Source organism: Billgrantia sulfidoxydans (assembly GCF_017868775.1).
Classification (GTDB): Bacteria; Pseudomonadota; Gammaproteobacteria; order Pseudomonadales; family Halomonadaceae; genus Halomonas; species Halomonas sulfidoxydans.
In genome coordinates this window covers 4235565-4258980 of record NZ_CP053381.1, presented here as the reverse complement: position 1 = coordinate 4258980, position 23416 = coordinate 4235565, and the positions used below count along the sequence as shown (strand labels likewise).

The 23416-nt window shown below is 66.9% G+C and carries 19 protein-coding genes and 2 tRNA genes; 19 read left to right on the top strand and 2 right to left on the bottom strand.

The features are described 5' to 3' along the window. Window positions 1-21: 21 nt before the first annotated feature. The 4 genes from dapB to greA all read left to right on the top strand — a co-directional run bounded on the left by dapB (window position 22) and on the right by greA (window position 5991). Complete coding sequence (gene dapB / locus HNO51_RS19800; protein WP_209538147.1) at window positions 22-828, top strand: 4-hydroxy-tetrahydrodipicolinate reductase; 807 nt, start codon at window positions 22-24, stop codon at window positions 826-828. A gap of 256 nt (window positions 829-1084) precedes the next feature. Further along, entirely contained in the window at window positions 1085-2230 is a 1146-nt protein-coding gene (gene carA / locus HNO51_RS19795) for a glutamine-hydrolyzing carbamoyl-phosphate synthase small subunit (protein WP_209539274.1), read from the top strand. 57 nt (window positions 2231-2287) lie between these two features. Continuing rightward, window positions 2288-5518, top strand: a complete 3231-nt coding sequence (gene carB, locus HNO51_RS19790) for a carbamoyl-phosphate synthase large subunit (RefSeq protein WP_197448844.1) — start codon at window positions 2288-2290, stop codon at window positions 5516-5518. After that, the gene (gene greA, locus HNO51_RS19785) at window positions 5515-5991 is read left to right on the top strand and encodes a transcription elongation factor GreA (protein WP_197448843.1); all 477 of its coding nucleotides are present in this window, start codon (window positions 5515-5517) and stop codon (window positions 5989-5991) included. Before carB ends, greA begins: the two co-directional genes overlap by 4 nt. Window positions 5992-6095: 104 nt before the next feature. Here greA and yhbY read toward each other — a convergent pair whose 3' ends face one another. After that, window positions 6096-6422 (bottom strand): ribosome assembly RNA-binding protein YhbY, encoded by a 327-nt coding sequence (gene yhbY / locus HNO51_RS19780; protein WP_111415216.1) that lies wholly within the window; start codon window positions 6420-6422, stop codon window positions 6096-6098. Between the two features lie 163 nt (window positions 6423-6585). On the opposite strand from yhbY, the gene rlmE reads away from it, so the two are divergent. The 15 genes from rlmE to pnp all read left to right on the top strand — a co-directional run bounded on the left by rlmE (window position 6586) and on the right by pnp (window position 22032). Further along, complete coding sequence (gene rlmE / locus HNO51_RS19775) at window positions 6586-7242, top strand: 23S rRNA (uridine(2552)-2'-O)-methyltransferase RlmE (protein WP_197448842.1); 657 nt, start codon at window positions 6586-6588, stop codon at window positions 7240-7242. 198 nt (window positions 7243-7440) lie between these two features. Continuing rightward, the gene (gene ftsH / locus HNO51_RS19770; RefSeq protein ID WP_197448841.1) at window positions 7441-9447 is read left to right on the top strand and encodes an ATP-dependent zinc metalloprotease FtsH; all 2007 of its coding nucleotides are present in this window, start codon (window positions 7441-7443) and stop codon (window positions 9445-9447) included. A gap of 85 nt (window positions 9448-9532) precedes the next feature. After that, window positions 9533-10399, top strand: a complete 867-nt coding sequence (gene folP, locus HNO51_RS19765; protein ID WP_479688690.1) for a dihydropteroate synthase — start codon at window positions 9533-9535, stop codon at window positions 10397-10399. Beyond that, window positions 10392-11741, top strand: a complete 1350-nt coding sequence (gene glmM, locus HNO51_RS19760; RefSeq protein ID WP_197448840.1) for a phosphoglucosamine mutase — start codon at window positions 10392-10394, stop codon at window positions 11739-11741. The genes folP and glmM overlap by 8 nt, the downstream gene beginning before the upstream one ends. Before the next feature lie 72 nt (window positions 11742-11813). Beyond that, window positions 11814-12563 (top strand): triose-phosphate isomerase, encoded by a 750-nt coding sequence (tpiA, locus tag HNO51_RS19755; protein WP_197448839.1) that lies wholly within the window; start codon window positions 11814-11816, stop codon window positions 12561-12563. A gap of 4 nt (window positions 12564-12567) precedes the next feature. Then, window positions 12568-12927 carry a preprotein translocase subunit SecG gene (gene secG / locus HNO51_RS19750; protein WP_197448838.1) on the top strand — a complete coding sequence of 120 codons (360 nt, stop codon included), beginning with the start codon at window positions 12568-12570 and terminating at the stop codon, window positions 12925-12927. A 24-nt stretch (window positions 12928-12951) separates the two neighbouring features. Then, window positions 12952-13038, top strand: a tRNA-Leu gene (locus HNO51_RS19745). Between the two features lie 135 nt (window positions 13039-13173). Next, window positions 13174-13250 (top strand) — tRNA-Met (locus HNO51_RS19740). Between the two features lie 209 nt (window positions 13251-13459). Next, window positions 13460-13921, top strand: coding sequence for a ribosome maturation factor RimP (rimP, locus tag HNO51_RS19735; protein WP_197448837.1), 462 nt, complete (start codon window positions 13460-13462; stop codon window positions 13919-13921). Window positions 13922-13977: 56 nt separating this feature from the next. After that, window positions 13978-15471 carry a transcription termination factor NusA gene (gene nusA, locus HNO51_RS19730; RefSeq protein WP_197448836.1) on the top strand — a complete coding sequence of 498 codons (1494 nt, stop codon included), beginning with the start codon at window positions 13978-13980 and terminating at the stop codon, window positions 15469-15471. A 27-nt stretch (window positions 15472-15498) separates the two neighbouring features. Then, on the top strand, window positions 15499-18015 hold the full coding sequence (gene infB / locus HNO51_RS19725; protein ID WP_197448835.1) for a translation initiation factor IF-2: 2517 nt from the start codon (window positions 15499-15501) through the stop codon (window positions 18013-18015). An 18-nt stretch (window positions 18016-18033) separates the two neighbouring features. Next, a complete protein-coding gene (gene rbfA, locus HNO51_RS19720; protein ID WP_197448834.1) occupies window positions 18034-18444 on the top strand; it encodes a 30S ribosome-binding factor RbfA in 411 nt (136 codons plus the stop codon). Continuing rightward, complete coding sequence (gene truB, locus HNO51_RS19715) at window positions 18444-19361, top strand: tRNA pseudouridine(55) synthase TruB (RefSeq protein ID WP_209538146.1); 918 nt, start codon at window positions 18444-18446, stop codon at window positions 19359-19361. The genes rbfA and truB overlap by 1 nt, the downstream gene beginning before the upstream one ends. A 100-nt stretch (window positions 19362-19461) precedes the next feature. Next, complete coding sequence (gene rpsO, locus HNO51_RS19710) at window positions 19462-19731, top strand: 30S ribosomal protein S15 (RefSeq protein ID WP_111415227.1); 270 nt, start codon at window positions 19462-19464, stop codon at window positions 19729-19731. Between the two features lie 168 nt (window positions 19732-19899). Next, window positions 19900-22032: a polyribonucleotide nucleotidyltransferase gene (gene pnp, locus HNO51_RS19705; RefSeq protein WP_197448832.1), complete on the top strand. Its 2133-nt coding sequence runs from the start codon at window positions 19900-19902 to the stop codon at window positions 22030-22032. A gap of 197 nt (window positions 22033-22229) precedes the next feature. Here pnp and HNO51_RS19700 read toward each other — a convergent pair whose 3' ends face one another. Continuing rightward, window positions 22230-23405, bottom strand: coding sequence for an acetyl-CoA C-acetyltransferase (locus HNO51_RS19700; protein WP_209538145.1), 1176 nt, complete (start codon window positions 23403-23405; stop codon window positions 22230-22232). Window positions 23406-23416: the final 11 nt, after the last annotated feature.

The window sequence follows — 23416 nt, the reverse complement described above, 5'->3', positions numbered from 1 at the left end:
TCAGATTTCGCAGGAGTCCGCATGACCCGTATCGCCATCGTCGGTGTCGCCGGCCGCATGGGCCGCACCCTGGTCAACGCCGTGCAGCAGGATGCCGGCGCCACCCTGGCCGGCGGTATCGTCGAGCCGGGCAGTTCGCTGGCCGGGGCCGATATCGGCGAGCTGGCGGGACTCGGCAAGCTGGGCGTCGCCGCGGTGGATTCCCTCGACGCCATCGTCGACGACTTCGATGTGCTGATCGACTTCACCGCGCCGCGGGTGACGCTGGCCAACCTGGCCTTCTGCGCGGCGCACGACAAGCGCATGGTGATTGGTACCACCGGGCTTGCCGACGACGAGCTGGCCGAACTCGACGGCTATCGTGACAGGTTGCCCTTCGTCTTTGCCCCCAACATGAGCGTGGGGGTGAACCTGACCCTGAAGCTTCTCGAAACCGCGGCCCGGGCGCTGGGCGACGAGGGCTACGACATCGAAGTGATCGAGGCCCACCATCGTCACAAGGTCGACTCGCCCTCCGGCACCGCGCTGAGGATGGGCGAGGTGGTGGCCGAGAGCCTCGGCCGCACGCTGAAGGAGCACGGCGTGTTCGAGCGCGTCGGCCAGTGCGGGCCGCGGACCGACAAGGAGATCGGCTTCGCCACGGTGCGCGCCGGCGATATCGTCGGCGAGCACACGGTGATGTTCGCCACCGAGGGCGAGCGCATCGAGATTACCCACAAGGCCTCTAGCCGCATGACTTTCGCCAAGGGCGCGGTGCGGGCGGCGCGTTGGGTCGCCGACAAGAACATCGGGCGGTACGGTATGCAGGACGTGCTGGGCTTGGACTAAAGGGGTGGTCGAGAAGGGCAGAATCCTGTAACATCTCCAAAATTTTGGCCGGGCGCCTGAAAACAGCAGTCCAACTGCGCGCTTGTTGCGTGGCCAGCCCCCGAGCAAACAGACAACAAGCGGGATGAAACCGGTTCCTTATCGGCTTCGTCCCGCTTTTTTACGAGCCGAATCTGTCGCTGTGACGATAGCCGCCGAGCCTGTGCCCCTCAGGCTCGCATCAGCATGGGAGGACCTTGTCTTGAACAGCCCCGCATTGAACAGACCCGCGATACTGGCCCTGGAAGACGGCAGTGTGTTTCACGGCACCGCCATCGGCGCCGATGGGCAAACCAGCGGCGAGGTGGTGTTCAATACGGCCATGACCGGCTATCAGGAGATCCTCACCGACCTCTCCTATACCCGACAGATCGTGACCCTCACCTATCCGCACATCGGCAACACCGGCATCAACGCCGAAGACGTCGAGTCGGGCTCGATCGCCGCTGCCGGCCTGGTGATCCGCGACCTGCCGCTGGTCGCCAGCAACTTCCGCTCCGAGCAGTCGCTCTCCGATTACCTGAAGGGCCAGAACGTGCTCGGCATCGCCGATATCGACACCCGCCGGCTGACCCGCATCCTGCGCGACAAGGGCGCTCAGAACGGCGCGATCCTGGCCGGCGCCGAGGCCGAGGGCGACGACGCCGTCGAGCGCGCCCTGGCGGCGGCGCGCGATTTTCCGGGCCTCAAGGGCATGGACCTGGCCAAGGAGGTCTCGTGCCGCGAGGCCTACGAGTGGAGCGAGGCGGAGTGGGTGCTGGGCCAGGGCAACGTTGATGCCGGCGGCAGCGAGCGTCCCTTCCACGTGGTGGTCTACGACTACGGCGTGAAGTACAACATCCTGCGCATGCTCGCCTCGCGCGGCTGCCGCCTCAGCGTGGTGCCGGCCCAGACCCCGGCCGCCGAGGTGCTGGCGCGCAACCCGGACGGCATCCTGCTGGCCAACGGCCCCGGCGACCCCGAGCCCTGCGACTACGCCATCGCGGCGATCCGCGAGATCCTCGAGACCAACGTGCCGGTGTTCGGCATCTGCCTGGGCCACCAGCTGCTGGCGCTGGCCGCCGGCGCCAAGACGGTGAAGATGAATCACGGCCACCACGGTGCCAACCACCCGGTGCAGGACCTCGACAGCGGCCGCGTGATGATCACCAGCCAGAACCATGGCTTCGCCGTCGACGAAGCGAGCCTGCCGGGCAACGTGCGCGCCATTCACCGCTCGCTGTTCGACGGCACGCTGCAGGGCATCGAGCTGACCGACCGTCCGGCCTTCAGCTTCCAGGGCCACCCGGAAGCGAGCCCCGGACCGCGCGACGTGTCGCCGCTGTTCGACCGCTTCGTGACGATGATGCGCGAGCGCCGCTGAGCGGCGCCGCCCCGTCTTAATCGCCTGATTTCAACGAATCCAGCCGCGGGAACCGACATGCCCAAGCGTACCGACCTCAACAGCATCCTGATCATTGGCGCCGGCCCCATCGTCATCGGCCAGGCGTGCGAATTCGACTACTCCGGCGCCCAGGCCTGCAAGGCGCTGCGCGAGGAGGGCTTCCGGGTCATCCTGGTCAACTCCAACCCGGCCACCATCATGACCGACCCGGCCATGGCCGACGCCACCTACATCGAGCCGATCACCTGGCAGGCGGTGGAGAAGATCATCGAGGCCGAGCGCCCCGACGCCATCCTGCCCACCATGGGCGGCCAGACCGCGCTCAACTGCGCGCTCGACCTGGACAAGCACGGCGTGCTCGAGAAGTACGGCGTGGAGATGATCGGCGCCAACGCCGACGCCATCAACAAGGCCGAGGACCGCGACCTGTTCGACCAGGCCATGAAGCGCATCGGCCTGGAGTGTCCCAAGGCCGAAGTCGCCCACAGCATGGAGGAGGCCTGGCGCATCCAGGAGTCGCTGGGCTTCCCGGTGATCATCCGTCCCTCCTACACCATGGGCGGCTCCGGCGGCGGCGTGGCCTACAACAAGGAGGAGTTCGAGGAGATCTGCACCCGCGGCTTCGAGCTCTCCAACAACCACGAGCTGCTGATCGACGAGTCGCTGCTGGGCTGGAAGGAGTACGAGATGGAGGTCGTTCGTGACAAGAACGACAACTGCATCATCGTCTGCTCGATCGAGAACTTCGACCCCATGGGCGTGCACACCGGCGACTCCATCACCGTGGCCCCGGCGCAGACGCTGACCGACAAGGAGTACCAGATCATGCGCGACGCCTCGCTGGCGGTGCTGCGCGAGATCGGCGTCGAGACCGGCGGCTCCAACGTGCAGTTCGGCGTCGACCCGGATACCGGGCGCATGGTCGTGATCGAGATGAACCCGCGGGTGTCGCGCTCCTCGGCGCTGGCGTCCAAGGCCACCGGCTTTCCGATCGCCAAGATCGCCGCCAAGCTGGCGGTGGGCTATACCCTGGACGAGCTCTCCAACGACATCACCGGCGGGCGCACCCCGGCCTCGTTCGAGCCGTCCATCGACTACGTGGTCACCAAGATCCCGCGCTTCACCTTCGAGAAGTTCCCCCAGGCCAACGACCGCCTGACCACCCAGATGAAGTCGGTGGGCGAGGTGATGGCCATCGGGCGCACCTTCCAGGAGTCGCTGCAGAAGGCGCTGCGCGGGCTCGAGACCGGTAACGACGGCCTCGACCCCAAGGTCACTGAATTCAGCGACGACGCCATGGCGCATATCAAGGGCGAGCTGCAGGCCGCCGGCGCCGAGCGCATCTTCTATGTTGCCGATGCCATGCGCAGCGGCATGAGCGTGGCGGAGATCTTCGCCCTGACCAAGATCGACCCCTGGTTCCTGGTCCAGCTCGAGGACCTGGTGCGCATCGAGCAGGACGTGGCCAGGCGCTCGCTCTCCGAGCTCAGCGCCCGGGAGCTGTTCGGTCTCAAGCGCAAGGGCTTCTCCGACGCGCGCCTGGCCAAGCTGCTCGGCGTCTCCGAGAAGGAGTTCCGCAGGACTCGCCAGAAGGCCGGGATTCGCCCGGTCTACAAGCGCGTCGACACCTGCGCCGCCGAGTTCGCATCAAACACCGCCTACATGTACTCCACCTACGAGGAGGAGTGCGAGGCCGAGGTCTCCGAGCGCCAGAAGATCATGGTGCTGGGCGGCGGACCCAACCGTATCGGCCAGGGCATCGAGTTCGACTACTGTTGCGTTCACGCCGCCTTCGCCATGCGCGACGACGGCTTTGAAACCATCATGGTCAACTGCAACCCGGAGACCGTCTCCACCGACTACGACACCTCCGACCGTCTCTATTTCGAGCCGGTGACCCTGGAGGACGTGCTGGAGATCGCCGACAAGGAGCAGCCGGTCGGCGTGATCGTGCAGTTCGGCGGCCAGACCCCGCTCAAGCTCGCCCGCGAGCTCGAGGCCGCCGGCGTGCCGATCATCGGCACCACCCCGGACGCCATCGACCGCGCCGAGGACCGCGAGCGCTTCCAGCAGATGATCGACAAGCTGGGCCTGAAGCAGCCGCCCAACGCCACCGCGCGCAGCTTCGACGAGGCCTTCGTCAAGGCCGAGGCGATCGGCTACCCGCTGGTGGTGCGCCCGAGCTACGTGCTCGGCGGTCGTGCCATGGAGATCGTCTACTCCGCCGACGAGCTGGAGAACTACATGACCCACGCGGTCAAGGTCTCCAACGATTCGCCGGTGCTGCTCGACCACTTCCTCAACGCCGCCATCGAGATCGACATCGATGCCGTCTCCGACGGCCACGAGGTGGTGATCGGCGGCATCATGCAGCACATCGAGCAGGCCGGCGTGCACTCCGGTGACTCCGCCTGCGCGCTGCCGCCCTACTCGTTGCCCGCCGCGGTGCAGGACGAGATGCGCGAGCAGGTCAAGCGAATGGCTCTCGAACTCGGCGTGGTGGGGCTGATGAACGTGCAGCTGGCATGGCAGGACGGTGAGATCTACGTCATCGAGGTCAACCCGCGCGCCTCGCGCACCGCGCCCTTCGTCTCCAAGTGCATCGGCACCTCGCTGGCCCAGGTCGCCGCACGCTGCATGGCGGGCAAGACGCTGGCCGAGCAGGGTTTCACCCGCGAGGTCGTGCCGCACTTCTTCAGCGTCAAGGAGGCGGTATTCCCGTTCAACAAGTTCCCCGGCGTCGACCCGATCCTGTCGCCGGAGATGAAGTCCACCGGCGAGGTGATGGGCTCGGGCGATACCTTCGCCGAGGCCTTCTACAAGGCGCAGCTGGGGGCCGGCGAGGCGATCCCGGCGCTTTCGGGCGAGCGCAAGGCGTTCCTCTCGGTGCGCGATCCTGACAAGGCGGGTGTTATCGAGGTGGCGCGTTCTCTGCTAGGCTTGGGGTTCACCCTGTGCGCGACCCGCGGTACCGCTACCGCCCTCGAAGCCGCCGGCCTCGAGGTCGAGGTCGTCAACAAGGTTTACGAAGGTCGTCCGCATATCGTCGATCTGCTCAAGAACGACGACATCGCCTATATCGTCAATACCACCGAGGGTCGCCAGGCGATCAACGACTCCTCGGTCATCCGCCGTACCGCGCTGGCCCGCAAGGTACCCTATGCCACCACCCTGGCAGGGGCGAGTGCCGTTTGCATGGCGCTGGAATATGGCAACGAAATTACGGTGCGGCGGCTACAGGAACTGCATGCAGGAGCAACGCAATGAACAAGGTCCCGATGACCGTTGCCGGTGAGGCACGCCTGCGCAAGGAGCTCGAGGAGCTCAAGGGCGAGGCGCGTCCCAGGGTGATCGCGGCGATTGCCGAGGCCCGTGAGCACGGCGATCTCAAGGAGAATGCCGAATACCACGCGGCGCGCGAGCAGCAGGGCTTCATCGAAGGACGTATCCAGGAGATCGAGAGCAAGCTCGCGAGCGCCCAGGTGATCGACGTGCACAAGCTGCCGCAGACCGGCAAGGTGATCTTCGGCGTCACCGTCGAGCTGATCAATCTCGGCAACGACGAGGAGGTCTCCTACCAGATCGTCGGCGAGGACGAGGCCGACATCAAGGCCGGCAAGATCTCGGTTACCTCGCCCATCGCCCGTGCCCTGATCGGCAAGGAGGAGGGCGACGTGGTGGTGGTCAGCACGCCGGGCGGCGAGGTCGAGTACGAGATTTCGAGCGTCGAGCATCGCTGAGCCACGAGCGACGAGCCAGCAAAAAGCCCGCGGCCGTTTGTCGCGGGCTTTTTGTGGAGTGCCCCGCAGCTCGGAGCCCGGGGTCGCCGCTGGCGCGTCGGCGCCTAGTGGCGACCGTGATGGTTCTCGAAGCGCTTGACGTTGGAGAGCTTGGGGTTGGCCTGGGGGTTTCTGCGGTAGAGCAGCGCCATCTTGCCGATGGTCTGCACGCGCTCGGCGCCGCTGGCGGCGAGCAGCTCCTCGAGCATGGCGGCACGGTCGTCGCGCTCGGCCAGGGCCAGCTTCACCTTGATCAGCTCATGGTCGGCGAGCGCCCGGTCGAGCTCTGCCAGCACGCCCTCGGAAACCCCGTTCTCCGACACCGTCACCACCGGGTTGAGGTGATGACCGATGCTGCGAAATGCTTTCTTTTGTGCCTGTGACAAGCTCATGGTATCTTGCGTCTTCCCGGTTGCGCGTAACCTGCCATGGTACGGTGAAACGCGCGCCGGCGAAAGCAGGGCGAGGCTCGAGTTCGGCTTCGACCCGCTCCGCATCCCACCGAACCGGGCCGGCGCGCTCGCGAGGTTCGGCAGCTTCAGTCAAGGTGATCGTGTGGCTCGATCCACTTCCCCGCCCCGCGGTGGCAAGCCGGCTGCCAGCAAGAGTTCGGCTTCCTGGCTCAAGGAACACTTCGACGACCGCTTCGTGCAGCAGAGCTGGCAGGACGGCTACCGTAGCCGCGCCAGCTACAAGCTGCTTGCGCTCGACGACAAGGACCGGCTGTTCAAGCCCGGCATGAGCGTGATCGACCTGGGCGCCGCCCCCGGCGGCTGGAGCCAGGTGGCGGCGGACCGGGTGGGGCCGGAGGGGCTGGTCATCGCCTCGGATATCCTCGAGATGGATGCCCTGGCCGGCGTCGAGTTCATTCAGGGCGATTTCACCGAGGAGGCGGTGCTCGAGGCGATCCTCGCCGCCTTGGGCGGCCGCCCGGTGGACCTTGTGATGTCCGACATGGCCCCCAATATGAGTGGTATGAGCGCCATCGACCAGCCCCAGGCGATGTACCTGGTGGAGCTGGCGCTGGACCTGGCGCGCCAGACCCTGCGTCCCGGCGGCCGTTTCCTGGCCAAGGTGTTCCAGGGCGAAGGCTTCGATGCTTACCTGAAGGAGCTGCGTGACAGCTTCGGCAAGGTGGTGACCCGCAAGCCGGAGGCCTCCCGCGCTCGTTCGCGCGAGGTCTACCTGCTGGCGGATGGTTTCCGCGGCTGAGCCGGCACCGCCGGCTCGGCCCTTCCGATAGAGACAGACTAACGGCGCAATGACCGGACAGCGCGGCCCAACTGTGTCACAGTGTGGGCAAGAAGGCCGGGAGGAACATGCCCTGCCCGCCTGTGGTCATACAGTGGTCCCTTGTGGTCACGGTGCCAGGCGTTACGGCCGAGAGATGCTTGCAATGAGGGTGGTCCCTTGAACGATATGGCGAAGAATCTGATCCTGTGGTTGGTCATCGCGGCGGTGCTGCTGACGGTGTTCAACAATTTCTCTGTCGATGGCACGCCGCAGACGATGAACTATTCGCAGTTCGTCCAGCAGGTGCAGAACCAGCAGATCCGCAGTGTGACCATCGATGGCTACACCATCACCGGCGAGCGCGCCGACGGGTCGCAGTTCCAGACCATCCGGCCGGCGGCGGAAGATCCCAAGCTGATGGATGACCTGCTCTCCAACAACGTCACCGTGGTGGGCAAGGAGCCGCAGCAGCAGAGCCTGTGGACGCGGCTGCTGATCGCCAGCTTCCCGATCCTGCTGATTCTCGCCATCTTCATGTTCTTCATGCGCCAGATGCAGGGGGGCGCCGGCGGCAAGGGCGGCCCGATGAGCTTCGGCAAGTCCAAGGCCAAGCTGCTCTCCCAGGACCAGATCAAGACCACCTTCGCCGACGTCGCCGGCTGCGACGAAGCCAAGGAGGAGGTCGAGGAGCTGGTCGACTTCCTGCGCGACCCCTCCAAGTTCCAGCGCCTGGGCGGCACCATCCCGCGCGGCGTGCTGATGGTGGGCCCGCCGGGCACCGGCAAGACGCTGCTGGCGAAGTCCATCGCCGGCGAGGCCAAGGTGCCATTCTTCTCGATCTCCGGCTCCGACTTCGTCGAGATGTTCGTCGGCGTGGGTGCCTCCCGCGTGCGTGACATGTTCGAGCAGGCCAAGAAGCAGGCGCCGTGCATCATCTTCATCGACGAGATCGACGCCGTGGGCCGCTCGCGCGGCGCCGGCATGGGCGGCGGCAACGACGAGCGCGAGCAGACGCTGAACCAGCTGCTGGTGGAGATGGACGGCTTCGAGGCCAACGAGGGCATCATCGTCATCGCCGCCACCAACCGGCCCGACGTGCTCGACCCCGCGCTGCTGCGCCCGGGCCGCTTCGACCGCCAGGTGGTGGTGCCGCTGCCCGACATCCGCGGTCGTGAACACATTCTCAACGTGCACCTGCGCAAGGTGCCGCTGGCCGACGACGTCAAGCCGTCGCTGATCGCCCGCGGCACGCCGGGCTTCTCCGGCGCCGACCTGGCCAACCTGGTCAACGAGGCGGCGCTGTTCGCCGCGCGGCGCAACAAACGCCTGGTGGGCATGGAGGAGCTCGAGCTGGCCAAGGACAAGATCATGATGGGTGCCGAGCGCCGCTCCATGGTCATGACCGACAAGGAGAAGCTCAACACCGCCTACCACGAGTCGGGCCACGCCATCATCGGCCTGGTGATGCCGGAGCACGATCCGGTCTACAAGGTCACCATCATCCCGCGTGGCCGCGCCTTGGGCGTAACCATGTTCCTGCCCGAACAGGATCGCTACAGCCTGTCGCGCCAGCAGATCATCAGCCAGATCTGTTCGCTGTTCGGCGGGCGCATCGCCGAGGAGATGACGCTGGGGCCGAACGGTGTCACCACCGGGGCCTCGAACGACATCAAGCGCGCCACCGAACTGGCTCACAACATGGTGGCCAAGTGGGGCCTCTCCGAAGAGATGGGGCCGATCATGTACGACGAGGACGAGTCGCACCAGTTCCTCGGCGGCCCGGGTCAGGGCGGCGGCAAGCTCAAGTCGGGCGAGACCACGACCCGGCTCGACAAGGAAGTACGCAAGATCATCGACGAGTGCTACGCCAAGGCGCAGCAGATTCTCGAGGAGAATCGCGACAAGCTCGACGCCATGGCCGAGGCGCTGATGCAGTACGAGACCATCGACGCCGACCAGCTCAGGGACATCATGGAGGGCCGCACGCCGCGTCCGCCCAAGGATTGGGAAGACGGCGACTCCGGATCCGGCGCCCCCATCGGCGGCGAGGCCGAGCCCAAGCGTGACGAGGAATCCGCCCAGGAACCGAGCGACGGTGCCGGTGGCGGGCATGGCGACGAGGACGAAGACGAGAGGCCCCGCCGCCGTCCCTCCGACCCGCTGGGCGGCCCCGCCGGGTCGTGACGACGACCGGTACGAAGCAGGCGCCCCGACGGGGCGCCTTTGCCATGGGGCCCCGGGCCCAGGCTTGCGTCACAGGATCCATGACATGACAGACAACCCCGCACCGACCTGGCTGCCGTGTGGGCGGCATCGCCTCGACCTCTCCTACCCCCGGATCATGGGCATACTCAACGTCACGCCCGACTCCTTCTCCGACGGCGGGCGCCACGTCGCCGTCGATGACGCCCTGCGTCACGCCGAGCAGATGCTGGCGGAGGGGGCGGCGATCATCGACGTGGGCGGCGAATCGACCCGTCCCGGCTCGCAGCCGGTTTCCACCCAGCAGGAGCTGGACCGGGTGGCGCCGGTGGTCGAGCGCCTGGTATGCGAGCTCGATGCGCTGGTCTCGGTGGATACCAGCAATCCCGACGTGATGCGCCAGACCGCGGCGCTGGGCGCCGGCATGATCAACGACGTTCGCTCGCTCGCGCGCGAGGGCGCGCTGGAGGCGGCGCTCGGCACGGGGCTGCCGGTGTGTCTGATGCACATGCAGGGTGAGCCGCAGGACATGCAGCAGGCGCCCCGCTATGATGAGCCCATCGAGGAGGCGGTGCATGGCTTTCTGGCCGAGCGGGTGGCGGCCTGCGAGGCCGCCGGCCTGCGCCGCGAGCGCCTGCTGATCGACCCCGGTTTCGGCTTCGGCAAGACCGTCGAGCACAACCTGCGGCTGCTCCATCGCATGGAGCGCCTGGCCGAGCTCGAGCTGCCGCTGCTGGTGGGCATGTCGCGCAAGAGCCTGATCGGCAAGGTGCTGGGCCGGCCGGTGGAGGAGCGCCTGCCCGGCGGCCTGGCGCTGGCGTCGCTGGCCGTCGAGCGCGGCGCGCGCATCTTGCGCGTTCATGACGTTGGCCCGGTCATGGATGCGGTGAACATGACCTGGGCCGTGCTAAGGGAAGGCTGCGAGAATGACTAGAAAATACTTCGGTACGGATGGCATACGAGGTACGGTCGGAGAGTATCCCATCACCCCGGACTTCATGCTCAAGCTGGGCTGGGCCATGGGGCGGGTGCTGGCGCGCGAGTCGGGGCGCGCCCGGGTGCTGATCGGCAAGGACACCCGTATCTCGGGCTACATGTTCGAATCGGCGCTCGAAGCGGGGCTGTCGGCGGCCGGCGTCGACGTGGCGCTGCTCGGCCCGATGCCGACGCCCGGCATCGCCTATCTCACCCGAACCTTCCGTGCCGACGCCGGTATCGTCATCTCGGCGTCGCACAACCCCTTCGCCGACAACGGCATCAAGTTCTTCTCCACCGACGGCACCAAGCTTCCCGACGCGCTCGAGGAGCGCATCGAGGCGATGCTCGAGGAGCCATTGACGACGGTAGCGGCGGGCAAGCTGGGCAAGGCGGTGCGCATCGACGACGCCGCCGGCCGCTACATCGAGTTCTGCAAGTCGACCATCCCGAACCGCGTCAGCCTGCACGGCCTGCGCATGGTGCTCGACTGCGCCCATGGCGCTACCTACCACATCGCCCCCAGCGTGTTCCGCGAGCTGGGCGCCGAGGTCAGCCTGGTAGGGGCCAGCCCCGACGGCCTCAACATCAATCGCGAGGTCGGCTCGACCTCGCCGGCGACGCTGCGCGCCGCGGTGATCCAGCAGGGCGCCGACCTCGGCATCGCCTTCGACGGTGACGGCGACCGCGTGCTGATGGTCGATGCCGACGGCCGCGAGGTCGACGGCGACGACATCCTCTACCTCATCGCTCGTGACCGCCACGAGCGTGGCCAGCTGGTCGGCGGTGTGGTCGGTACCTTGATGACCAATTTCGGCCTGGCCATGGCGCTCGAGGGCATGGGCATTCCCTTCGAGCGCGCCAAGGTCGGCGACCGCTACGTGGTCGAGCGCCTGGTGGAGAACGGCTGGCAGCTCGGCGGTGAATCCTCAGGCCACATCGTCTGTGCCGACGTGCAGAGCACCGGCGACGGCATCGTCTCGGCGCTGCAGGTGCTGGCGCTCATGATCAGCGAGGGCAAGCCGCTCAAGGTGCTGCTTGCCGGCCTGGAGAAGGTGCCCCAGGCGCTGGTCAACGTGCGCCTGATGCCGGGCAGTGATGCCAAGGCGCTGATGGCGAGCCCGGCGGTCAAGGACGCCGTGGCGGCGGTGGAGGCGGAGCTGGGCGAGGAGGGGCGCGTGTTGCTGCGCCCTTCGGGCACCGAACCGCTGATCCGTGTGATGGTCGAGGGGCGGGCTCACCTCGACGTCGAAGGGCTGGCGAGCCGCCTGGCCGCCCAGGTCGAGGGCGAGCTGGGTTGACACACGCTGCGGCGGTTGTCTTGGCCTGGCGGCTCCTATACCATTTCGCTCCACTTTGAAAGAGGACGCAGCATGCGAACGCCGCTGATCGCCGGGAACTGGAAGATGAACGGTTCGGCCGCGCTGGTCGAAGAGTTCGGTCGCGCCTTTGCCGAAACGACGCTGCCGGCTTCGCTGGACGTGGTGATCCTGCCGCCCTTTCCCTATCTGGACGCGGCGCGGCGTGCCTTCGACGGTACCCCGCTGCGCCTAGGCGCTCAGACGCTGAATCCCCTGCACTCCGGGGCTCGCACCGGCGAGGTGAGCGGGCGCATGCTCAGGGAGTTCGGCGTCGAGTACGCCCTGGCGGGCCACTCCGAGCGGCGCCAGCTCTACCGCGAAGGTGACGAGGCCGTGCTCGACCGGCTGCTGGCGGCGCTCAACGTCGACATCACGCCGATCCTGTGCGTGGGCGAGACCCTGGAAGAGCGCGATGCCGGCCGGACCCAGGAGGTCGTGCTGCGCCAGGTGGGCTACGCGATGGCGCGTCTCGAACCCGACCAGCGCGAGCGCGTGATCATCGCCTACGAGCCGGTGTGGGCCATCGGTACCGGGCGTACCGCTACGCCGCAGCAGGCCCAGGAGGTCATGGCCGCCATCCGGGAGTACCAGGCCGGCTTCGATCGTGACCTCGCGGCAGGCTTGCGCCTGCTGTACGGCGGCAGCATGAACGCCGGCAACGCGGCTGAGCTGTTGGCCCAGCCCGACATCGACGGCGGCCTGGTGGGCGGTGCTTCGCTCAAGGTCGACGATTTCCTAGCCATTTGTCAGTCAGCAGGTTGAACCCATGCAAGTTGCCATTCTCATGATCCATGTGGCGATCGCCATCGCGCTGGTCGTTCTCATCCTGCTACAGCAGGGCAAGGGCGCCGAGGCCGGTGCGGCCTTCGGCGGCGGCGCGTCCCAGACCGTGTTCGGCTCGCGCGGCAGCGGCGGTTTCCTCTCGCGCACCACGGCGGTGCTGGCGGCGGCCTTTTTCGCCACCTCGCTGACCCTGGCCTACTTCGCCAGCCAGGCGGGGCAGGCGCCGGAAGCGGGCATTCCCGACTCGCGTCTGATCGAGCAGCAGCGCGGGCTGCCTACCCTTGACGACGACGCGGATGATGTGGATAATACCGCGCCAGTGCTGGAGGAAAGCGACGGCTGAGTCGCGGCTCCGGCAGTCTAGCAAGCCGAAGTGGTGGAATTGGTAGACACGCTATCTTGAGGGGGTAGTGACCTTACGGTCGTGCGGGTTCAAGTCCCGCCTTCGGCACCATCTGAAACGCTGCGGCCCGAGGGGTCGCGAGTCGTCAGAAGCAGGATTGGCACCAGGAAGAGGGTAGGCGCCCGCTTGGCTCAAGTCACCTTGACTCAGGCCCGCATCGCGCCTACAATCGCCGACCTGGAATGTTGCGGGGTGGAGCAGTCTGGTAGCTCGTCGGGCTCATAACCCGAAGGTCATCGGTTCAAATCCGGTCCCCGCTACCATCTTCCGGCAGGCATCCGAACGGGATGCAGGATGCCGAAAGTGGTACTACAGGTTTCTTGTGAAAGGCCCCTTCCTGCGAAGGGGCTTTTTGTTAGCAGCTTACTGTCGGCCTGGCCGGCAGGGCTTGTTCGGGCAACGCCAATCAGCCACCTAGCTTTCCTGTTCACTCCCGGCCAGGTGCCTGATGCAACGGCTGTAGGAGCTTTCTGTGGCACTCAAGGACGCTGCGCTATATGCGCTGATCGAGCCGGTGGTCACCGCCATGGGCTTCGAACTCTGGGGCATCGACTATCGACCCCAGGGCAAGCACTCCCGACTGGTGATCTACATTGATCATGCCGAGGGGGTGAGCGTGGATCATTGCGCCGACGTCAGTCGCCAGGTCAGTGCCGTGCTCGACGTGGAGGATCCCATTCCGGGGGAGTATCGCCTGGAGGTTTCGTCGCCGGGCATGGATCGTCCGCTCTTCACCCTCGATCAGTTCGCGCGCTTCGCCGGGCACCAGGTAGCGCTCAAGCTGCGTGTTCCCTTCGACGGGCGGCGCAAGTTCCAGGGGCTGCTGGCCGGCGTCGAAGAGGACGAGGTGCTGCTGCAGCTCGACGGCGAGGAGTACTGCTTTCCCATCGAGAGCATCGATCAGGCACGGGTGGTTCCCCGGTTCGAAGACTGAGGTCGCCGGCCAAGGTTGCTGGTGCACAAGAACAGGTTTTCTGGCGAGGCATAGGCATGAGTAAAGAAATTCTGATGGTCGTGGATGCGATCTCCAACGAAAAGGGCGTGCCCCGTAACGTGATCTTCGAGGCCGTCGAAGCGGCGCTGGCCAGCGCATCGCGCAAGCGCTTCGAGGGGCGCGAGGTCAGCGTAAGGGTGCATATCGACCGCCAGACGGGCGAGTACGAGACCTTTCGCCGCTGGGAGGTGATCGAGGACGACGAGTTCGAGAATCCCGACGCCGAGATCAAGCTCTCCTATGCCGAACGCCGCGACCCGCCGCTGGGGCTGGGGGACGTGGTCGAGGAGCAGATCGAGAACGCCGCCTTCGGCCGTATTGCGGCCCAGACCGCCAAGCAGGTCATCGTGCAGAAGGTACGCGAGGCCGAGCGCGCCGAGGTGGTGCGCCAGTACGCCGAGCGCGAGGGCGAGCTGGTCGCCGGCATCGTCAAGAAGACCACCCGCGACGGTCTGATCATCGACCTCGGCGACAACGCCGAGGCGTTCCTGCCGCGCAGCGAGATGATTCCCGGCGAGCGCTACCGCATGAACGACCGGGTTCGCGCGCTGCTGCTCAAGGTCGACGCCGAGGCGCGTGGCGCGCAGCTGATCCTGTCGCGGACCTGCCCCGAGCTGATCATCGAGCTGTTCAAGATCGAGGTGCCGGAGATCGCCGAGCAGCTCATCGAGATCAAGGGCGCGGCGCGTGACCCCGGTTCGCGGGCCAAGATCGCGGTCAAGACCAACGACCGCCGCATCGACCCGGTCGGTGCCTGCGTCGGCATGCGCGGCTCCCGCGTCCAGGCGGTCTCCAGCGAGCTGCAGAACGAGCGGGTCGACATCATCCTGTGGGACGACAACCCCGCCCAGCTCGTCATCAACGCCATGGCACCGGCCGACGTCGCCTCGATCCTGGTCGACGAGGACGCGCACGCCATGGACGTCGCCGTGGCCGAGGACAACCTGGCCCAGGCCATCGGTCGCAGCGGCCAGAACGTGCGCCTGGCTTCCGAACTCACCGGCTGGCGCATCAACGTCATGACCGAGGGCGAGGCGGAGGACAAGCGCGAGCAGGAGATCGACAGCCTGGTCGAGCACTTCATCCAGCACCTGGACATCGAGGAGGATCTCGCCCGGCTGCTGGTGGAGGAGGGCTTCACCACGCTGGAGGAGATCGCCTACGTGCCCCTCGAGGAGATCCTCGAGATCGAGGAGCTCGACGAAGAGCTGGTGGAAGAGCTGCGTGCGCGAGCCAAGGATGAACTGCTGACGCTGGCCATTGCCTCCGAGGAGGAGCTGGACGGTGCACAGCCGGCCGACGACCTGCTGGAGATGGATGGCATGGAACGTCACCTGGCCTTCATCCTGGCCAGTCGGGGCATCGTCACCATGGAGGACCTCGCCGAGCAGTCCGTCGACGATCTGATGGACATCGAGGGCATGGACGAGGAGCGCGCTGCAGCACTGATCATGACTGCCCGTGCGCCCTGGTTCGAGAACGAACAGTAAACGGGTCACGGGCTGAGGAGGGTCGAGATGTCGGAAATGACCGTTAAGGATTTTGCAGCGAAGGTGGGCCGCGACGTGCCCCGCCTGCTGGAACAGATGAAAGAAGCTGGGCTCGAGCACAAGTCCGAGAGCGATGCCGTGTCCGAGGAGGACAAGCGCAAGCTGCTCGACTACCTGACCAAGAGCCACGGTGGCAGTGGGGCCGGCGCGCGCAACCGCATCACCTTGACGCGCAAGACCAGAAGCCGGATCAAGACCGGCGAGCGCGGCAAGACCATCGAGGTGCAGGTGCGCAAGAAGCGCACCTACGTCAAGCGCGCCGAGGAAGAGGTGCCGGCGCCCGAGCCGGTAGAGGAGTCCGGGCCGCGTCAGCTGGTGGGCGACATGGCCGATTCACAGGCCAAGCGCGAGGCCCAGGAGGCCGAGCAGGCCAAGGCGCGTGCCGCCGAGCAGGCCGCGCGCGAGGAGGCCGCCAAGGCCGAGGCGTCCAAGCCCGCGGTTGAGCCCGAGATCCCGGTGCCCGCTCTGGAAAGCTCCGAGGAGCCGTCCGGCGAGCCCGAGCCGCCGGCGCCGCCCAAGGAGGGCCGCACCGACCGCCGTACCGCGCCGCCCAAGAAGGCCTCGGCCAAGAAGGGGCGCCATGATCGTGACGACGACGATCGCGGCGACCGCGAGGAGCGGCGCCGTGGCGGCGGCAAGAAGGTCAAGCGCGCCGAGCGCCGCGGTGGCCGCCGCGGTTCCAGTCAGGCCGGTGGCGGCAAGCACGGCTTCCAGAAGCCGACGCAGCCAATCGTGCGTGAGGTCTCGATCCCCGAGTCGATCAGCGTCGCCGACCTGGCCGACAAGATGTCGATCAAGGCCAACGAAGTCATCAAGACCATGTTCACCATGGGCGCGGCGGTGACCATCAACCAGACCATCGATCAGGACACCGCGGCCATCGTCGTCGAGGAGATGGGCCACGTGCCCAAGCTGATCAAGGACGATGCGCTCGAGACCGAGATGCTCGAAGGCATCTCCTACGAGGGCGAGGAGATCACCCGTTCGCCGGTGGTCACGGTGATGGGCCACGTCGACCACGGCAAGACCTCGCTGCTCGACTACATCCGCAAGGCCAAGGTGGCCACCGGCGAGGCCGGCGGCATCACCCAGCACATCGGCGCCTACCACGTCGAGGACGAGCACGGCGGCGTGACCTTCCTCGATACCCCGGGCCACGCGGCGTTCACCGCGATGCGCGCCCGCGGTGCCAAGGCCACCGACGTGGTCATCCTGGTGGTGGCGGCCGACGACGGCGTCATGCCGCAGACCATCGAGGCGATCGAGCACTCCAAGGCGGCCGACGTGCCGATGGTGGTGGCGGTCAACAAGATCGACAAGCCGGCGGCCGACCCGGACCGGGTCAAGAACGAGCTGTCGCAGCACGGCGTGATCTCCGAGGAGTGGGGCGGCGACACCCAGTTCGTCCACGTCTCGGCCAAGTCCGGCGAAGGCATCGAGGATCTGCTGGAGGCGATCCAGCTGGTCTCCGAGGTGCTCGAGCTCAAGGCGGTACCGGAAGCGCCGGGCAAGGGCGTGGTGGTCGAGTCGCGCCTCGACAAGGGGCGCGGTCCGGTGGCCACCGTGCTGGTCCAGAACGGCACCCTGAAGAAGGGCGACATCGTGCTTGCCGGCCTGCACTACGGCCGCGTGCGTGCGCTGACCAACGAACTCGGCCAGCAGGTCGACGAGGCGGGCCCCGCCATGCCGGTGGAGATCCAGGGCCTCGACGGCACCCCGGACGCCGGCGACGACTTCATGGTCGTGGCCGACGAGAAGAAGGCCCGCGAGGTCGCCAACTTCCGTCAGGGCAAGTACCGCGAAGTGCGCCTGGCACGCCAGCAGAAGGCCAAGCTGGAGAACATGTTCAGCCAGATGGGCCAGGACGAGGTGGCCAAGGTCAACATCGTGCTCAAGGCCGACGTGCAGGGCTCGCTGGAGGCGATCAAGGGTGCCCTCGAGGAGCTCTCCACCGACGAAGTGCAGGTGGCCGTGGTCTCCTCCGGCGTGGGTGGCATCACCGGCACCGACGCCAACCTGGCGCTGGCCTCCGAGGCCATCGTGGTCGGCTTCAACGTGCGTGCCGACGCCGCCGCCCGCGAGATCATCGAGCGCGAAGGCCTCGACCTGCGCTACTACAGCGTCATCTACCAGCTGATCGACGAGGTCAAGCAGGCCATGAGCGGCATGCTGGCACCGGAGTGGAAGGAAGAGATCGTCGGCGTGGCCGAGGTTCGCGACGTCTTCCGCGCGCCGAAGATCGGCGCCGTGGCCGGCTGCATGGTGGTCGAGGGCACCGTCTTCCGCAACAAGAAGATCCGCGTGCTGCGCGACAACGTCGTCATCTACGAGGGCGAGCTCGAGTCGCTGCGCCGCTTCAAGGACGACGTGCAGGAAGTGCGCAGCGGCATGGAGTGCGGTATCGGCGTCAAGAACTACAACGACGTCCAGGTCGGCGACAAGATCGAGGTCTTCGACCAGGTCAAGGTCGAGCGGACGCTGTAATCGCAGCGGGGGTGGAGCATGCGCGAGTTCAAGCGTACCGACCGGGTCGGCGACCAGCTGCAGAAGGAGCTGGCCGTATTGATCCAGCGCGAGGTCAAGGACCCGCGCCTGGGCATGGTCACCGTCAGCGGGGTCACGGTCAGCCGTGACCTCGGCTATGCCGACGTCTACGTGACCCTGCTCGGCGAGGACAGCCCCGAGCGCATCAAGGAGAACCTCAAGGTGCTGCGCCAGGCAGCAGGCTTCCTGCGCAGCCAGATCGCCCGGCGCATCAAGCTGCGTCACGTGCCGGAGCTGCGCTTCCACTACGACGAGAGCGTGGTGCGCGGCCAGCGGCTCTCCTCGCTGATCGACGAGGCGGTCGAGAGCGACCGTGCCCGCCACGCCGACGACGGGCACGGCCCGGGCGACGAGGGAGAGCGCGGCTGATGGCGCGGCGTCGGCGCGGCCTGCCGATCAACGGCGTGCTGCTGCTCGACAAGCCCAAGGGGGCGTCGAGCAATCACGCCCTGCAGCGGGTCCGGCGCCTGCTGCAGGCGCAGAAGGCAGGCCACACCGGCACGCTGGATCCGATGGCGACCGGGCTGCTGCCGGTATGCCTGGGCGAGGCGACCAAGTTCTCGGCGCACCTGCTCGAGGCCGACAAGGTCTACCGTACCCGGGTGCAGCTCGGTGCGGTGACCGCCACCGGCGACGCCGAGGGCGAGGTGGTCGAGCGCTGCGAGGTGCCGGCGCTGACGGCGGCGGATGTCGAGCGGGTGCTCGAGCGCTTTCGCGGCGAGATCGAGCAGATGCCGCCGATGTACTCGGCGCTCAAGCACCGGGGGCGCAAGCTCTACGAGCTGGCCCGCGAGGGCAAGAGCGTCGAGCGTGCAGTGCGCCGCGTGACGGTGTATGATGCCCGGCTGCTTGCCTTCGAGGGCGATGCCTTCGAGCTGGAAGTGCGGGTCAGCAAGGGGACCTACGTGCGCACCCTGGCCGAGGACATCGGCCGTGCGCTCGGCAGCGGGGCTCACATCACCGCCCTGCGGCGACTCGCCACCGGCCCCTTCGACAGCGAAGGCATGCTGCCGCTGGAGGCGCTGGAAGCGCTGTCGGGCCAGGATGAGCGCGAGGCCGCGCTGCTGCCGGTCGACGTGCTGGTGGCGCATCTGCCCAAGCTCGTGGTCGACGAGCGCGCCAGGCAGCGGCTCGTCCACGGCCAGGCGGCCAGCGTCGATGCCGTCGGCGAGAAGACCGGCAAGCTGGCGAGACTCTACTGCGACGAGACCTTCCTCGGGCTCGGCGTGGTGACGGGGCCACAGGAGGTGGCACCGAAGCGGCTGCTCAGTACGGCAGCCGATTGAGGGGCGGCGCGAGCTGCCCCGAGGGAGAGACGCCCGAGACTGCAAATATGCGTGGTCTCACACATTCACGTTTCAGGCATATTGCTTACTGGAGACACAGATGGCACTTACCGCTGAACAGAAGGCCGAGATCGTCAAGGAATTCGGCCGTGGCGACAACGACACCGGTTCCCCCGAGGTTCAGGTGGCCCTGCTGAGCGCCAACATCGACGGCCTGCAGGACCACTTCAAGACCAACAAGCAGGATCACCACTCCCGTCGTGGCCTGATCCGCATGGTCAACCAGCGCCGCAAGCTGCTGGACTACCTGAAGCGCAAGGACCTGTCGCGCTATCAGGCGCTGATCCAGCGTCTGGGCCTGCGTCGTTAATCGACGCTGAGCGGGTACGAAACGGGCAGCCTTGGGCTGCCCGTTTTGCGTTTTGTCAGGGGGAAAAGGGGCGGTATAGGTGGCTCTCGCGCGCGTCAACCCCTAAAATGGTCGCCGAGTCAAAAACGACCCATACATGTGAATAGAGACAAGTTGAAGGAAGTCGCCGTGAATCCGGTCAAGAAAACGTTTCAGTACGGTCGCAGCACCGTCACCCTGGAAACCGGGCGGATCGCCCGTCAGGCCACTGGGGCCGTCATGGTCACCATGGACGACACGGTGGTGCTGTGCACCGTGGTGGCCCGCAAGGACACCAAGCCCGGGCAGGATTTCTTCCCGCTCTCCGTGCACTACCAGGAGAAGACCTACGCGGTCGGCAAGATCCCCGGCGGCTTCTTCAAGCGCGAGGGGCGCCCCACCGAGAAGGAGACCCTCACCTCGCGGCTGATCGACCGCCCGATCCGCCCGCTGTTCCCCAAGGGGTTCATGAACGAGGTGCAGGTCATCTGCACGGTGCTCTCCACCGACCGCAACCATGACCCGGACATCGCCGCCATGCTCGGCACTTCCGCGGCGCTGGCGATCTCCGGCGTGCCCTTCAACGGCCCCATCGGTGCCGCTCGCGTCGGTTTCGACGAAGAGAAAGGCTACTTCCTCAACCCCACCGTGGAGGAGCTGGCAAGCTCCGAGCTGGACATGGTCGTCGCCGGCACCGAGAAGGCCGTGCTGATGGTCGAGTCCGAGGCCGATGAGCTGCTCGAGGACGAGATGCTGGGTGCCGTGCTCTACGGCCACCAGGAGATGCAGACGGCCATTCGCGCCATCAACGAGCTGGTCGCCGAAGCCGGCAAGCCCAAGTGGGAGTGGCAGCCGCCCGCCGAGAATACCGCTCTCAAGCAGGCCGTTGCCGCGGCCTTCGAGGCCAAGGTCGGCGAAGCCTACCGCATCACCGACAAGATGGCGCGCCAGGATGCGCTCGCCGCGCTCAAGGAGCAGGCGGTGGAGCAGCTGGCCGGCGAGGAAGAGGGGCAGTTCGACGCCGACGAGGTGAAGGGCGCCTTCGCCAGCCTCGAGAAGCGCGTGGTGCGCTCGCGTGTGATCAAGGGCGAGCCGCGCATCGACGGCCGTGACCAGAAGACCGTGCGGCCGCTGGCCATCGAGGTGGGCAGCCTGCCCAAGACCCACGGCTCGGCAATCTTCACCCGCGGCGAGACCCAGGCGATCGTCATCGCCACCCTGGGGACCCTGCGCGACGCCCAGCTGATCGAATCGCTGGAAGGCGAGCGCAAGGATCGCTTCCTGCTGCACTACAACTTCCCGCCCTACAGCGTGGGCGAGGCCGGCTTCATGGGCGGCCCCAAGCGCCGCGAGATCGGCCACGGCCGCCTGGCACGGCGCGGCGTGCAGGCGATGCTGCCCGACGAGGCGGACTTCCCCTACACCATCCGCGTGGTCTCCGAGATCACCGAGTCCAACGGCTCGAGCTCCATGGCCTCGGTGTGCGGTGCCTCGCTGGCGCTGATGGACGCCGGCGTGCCGATGAAGGCGCCGGTGGCGGGGATCGCCATGGGCCTGGTGAAGGATGAGAACGGCTTCGCCGTGCTCACCGACATCCTCGGCGACGAGGACCACCTCGGCGACATGGACTTCAAGGTGGCAGGCTCCTCCGCCGGCGTCACCGCCCTGCAGATGGACATCAAGATCGAGGGCATCAACGAGGAGATCATGGAGATCGCCCTGCAGCAGGCCCACGAGGCCCGCCTGCACATCCTCGAGCAGATGAACGCGGTGATCGCCCAGAGCCGCTCCGAAGTGTCCGAGAACGCGCCCTCGATGGCCACCATCAAGATCGACCCGGAGAAGATCCGCGACGTCATCGGCAAGGGTGGCGCCACCATCCGCAAGATCTGCGAGGACACCGGCGCCTCCATCGACCTCGACGACGACGGCACCGTGCGCATCTACGCCGAAGACAAGGCGGCGGCCAAGAAGGCCATCGACATCGTGCTGTCGATCACCGCCGAGGCCGAGATCGGCAAGCTCTACAAGGGCAAGGTGGTGCGCATCGCCGACTTCGGCGCCTTCGTCAACATCATGCCGGGGACCGACGGCCTGGTGCACATCTCGCAGATCGTGCCCGAGCGGGTCAACGACGTGCGCGACTTCCTCAACGAGGGTGACGAGGTGGTGGTCAAGGTGCTCGACATCGACAACCGCAACCGCGTGAAGCTCACCATCAAGGAGATCACGCCGGAAGAGAAGGCCGCCTTCGAAGCCGGCGAGGCCGAGACCGCGCTGTAAGCGCCACTCGACCCCGCAAAGCGAACCGCCCCCATGGCCTGGCCATGGGGGCGGTTTTTTTTACGCGCCGCGGCTGATCCGGGAACAGGGCCGAAGTGTCGGACCATCGAGGGGGCGCGGTAAACCCTTCCCTGGGCGCTACCGACGCCATCCCTGGCGTAGGGCCCCTCTACGGCCTGTTCGCGGCGCCGCTCTGCTTATCGTTCAATGGCGAGGGCGACACCCTGGCCGCCGCCGATACACAGCGTGGCCAGGCCCTTCTTGGCGTCGCGGGCGATCATCTCGTGCAGCAGGGTCACCAGCACGCGGCAGCCGGAGGCGCCGATGGGGTGGCCGAGCGCGATGGCGCCGCCGTTGACGTTGACCTTGGAAGTGTCCCAGCCGAGCTCCTTGTTGACCGACAGCGCCTGGGCGGCGAAGGCTTCGTTGGCCTCGACCAGGTCGAGATCGTCCAGGCTCCAGCCGGCCTTCTCCAGGCAGCGGCGGGTGGCCGGTGCCGGGCCGATGCCCATGATCGACGGGTCGACGCCGGCGTTCGAGTAGCCGGCGATGCGCGCCAGCGGCTCGAGGCCGAGTTCACGGGCCTTGTCGGCGGAGCAGATCATCACCACGGCGGCGCCGTCGTTGAGCGAGGAGGCGTTGCCGGCGGTGACGGTGCCGTCCTTCTTGAACGCGGGGCGCATGCCGGCGAGCTTGTCGGCGGTGACCTCGCGCGGGTTCTCGTCGGTGTCGAAGACCACCGGGTCGCCCTTGCGCTGGGGGATCTCCACCGGCACGATCTGGCCCTTGAAGCGTCCTTCCCTGATGGCGGCGGCGGCCTTCTGCTGGGAGGCGGCGGCGAACTCGTCCATGGCTTCGCGGGTGATGCCGTACTTCTCGGCCAGGTTCTCGGCGGTAATGCCCATGTGGTAGTTGTTGAAGGCGTCCCACAGGCCGTCGTGGACCATGGTGTCGATGGCCTTCCAGTCGCCCATGCGCTGGCCGTTGCGCGAGTTGGGCAGCACGTGGGGCGAGGCGGACATGTTCTCCTGGCCGCCGGCGAGGATCAGTTCGGCGTCGCCGCAGCGGATCGCCTGGGTCGCCAGGTGCAGCGCCTTGAGGCCGGAACCGCACACCTTGTTGATGGTCATGGCGGGAACGGCGGCGGGCAGGCCGGCCTTGATGGCGGCCTGGCGTGCCGGGTTCTGGCCGACGCCGGCGGTAAGTACCTGGCCCAGCAGCACCTCGTCAACCTGGTCGGCGGCCACGCCGGTGGAGGCCAGGATGTCCTTGATCACCAGGGCGCCGAGATCACTGGCGGGAATACCGGCCAGTGAGCCACCAAAGGCGCCGATGGCGGTACGGCGGGCGGCAACGATCACCACGTCTTGCATTGGAATTCTCC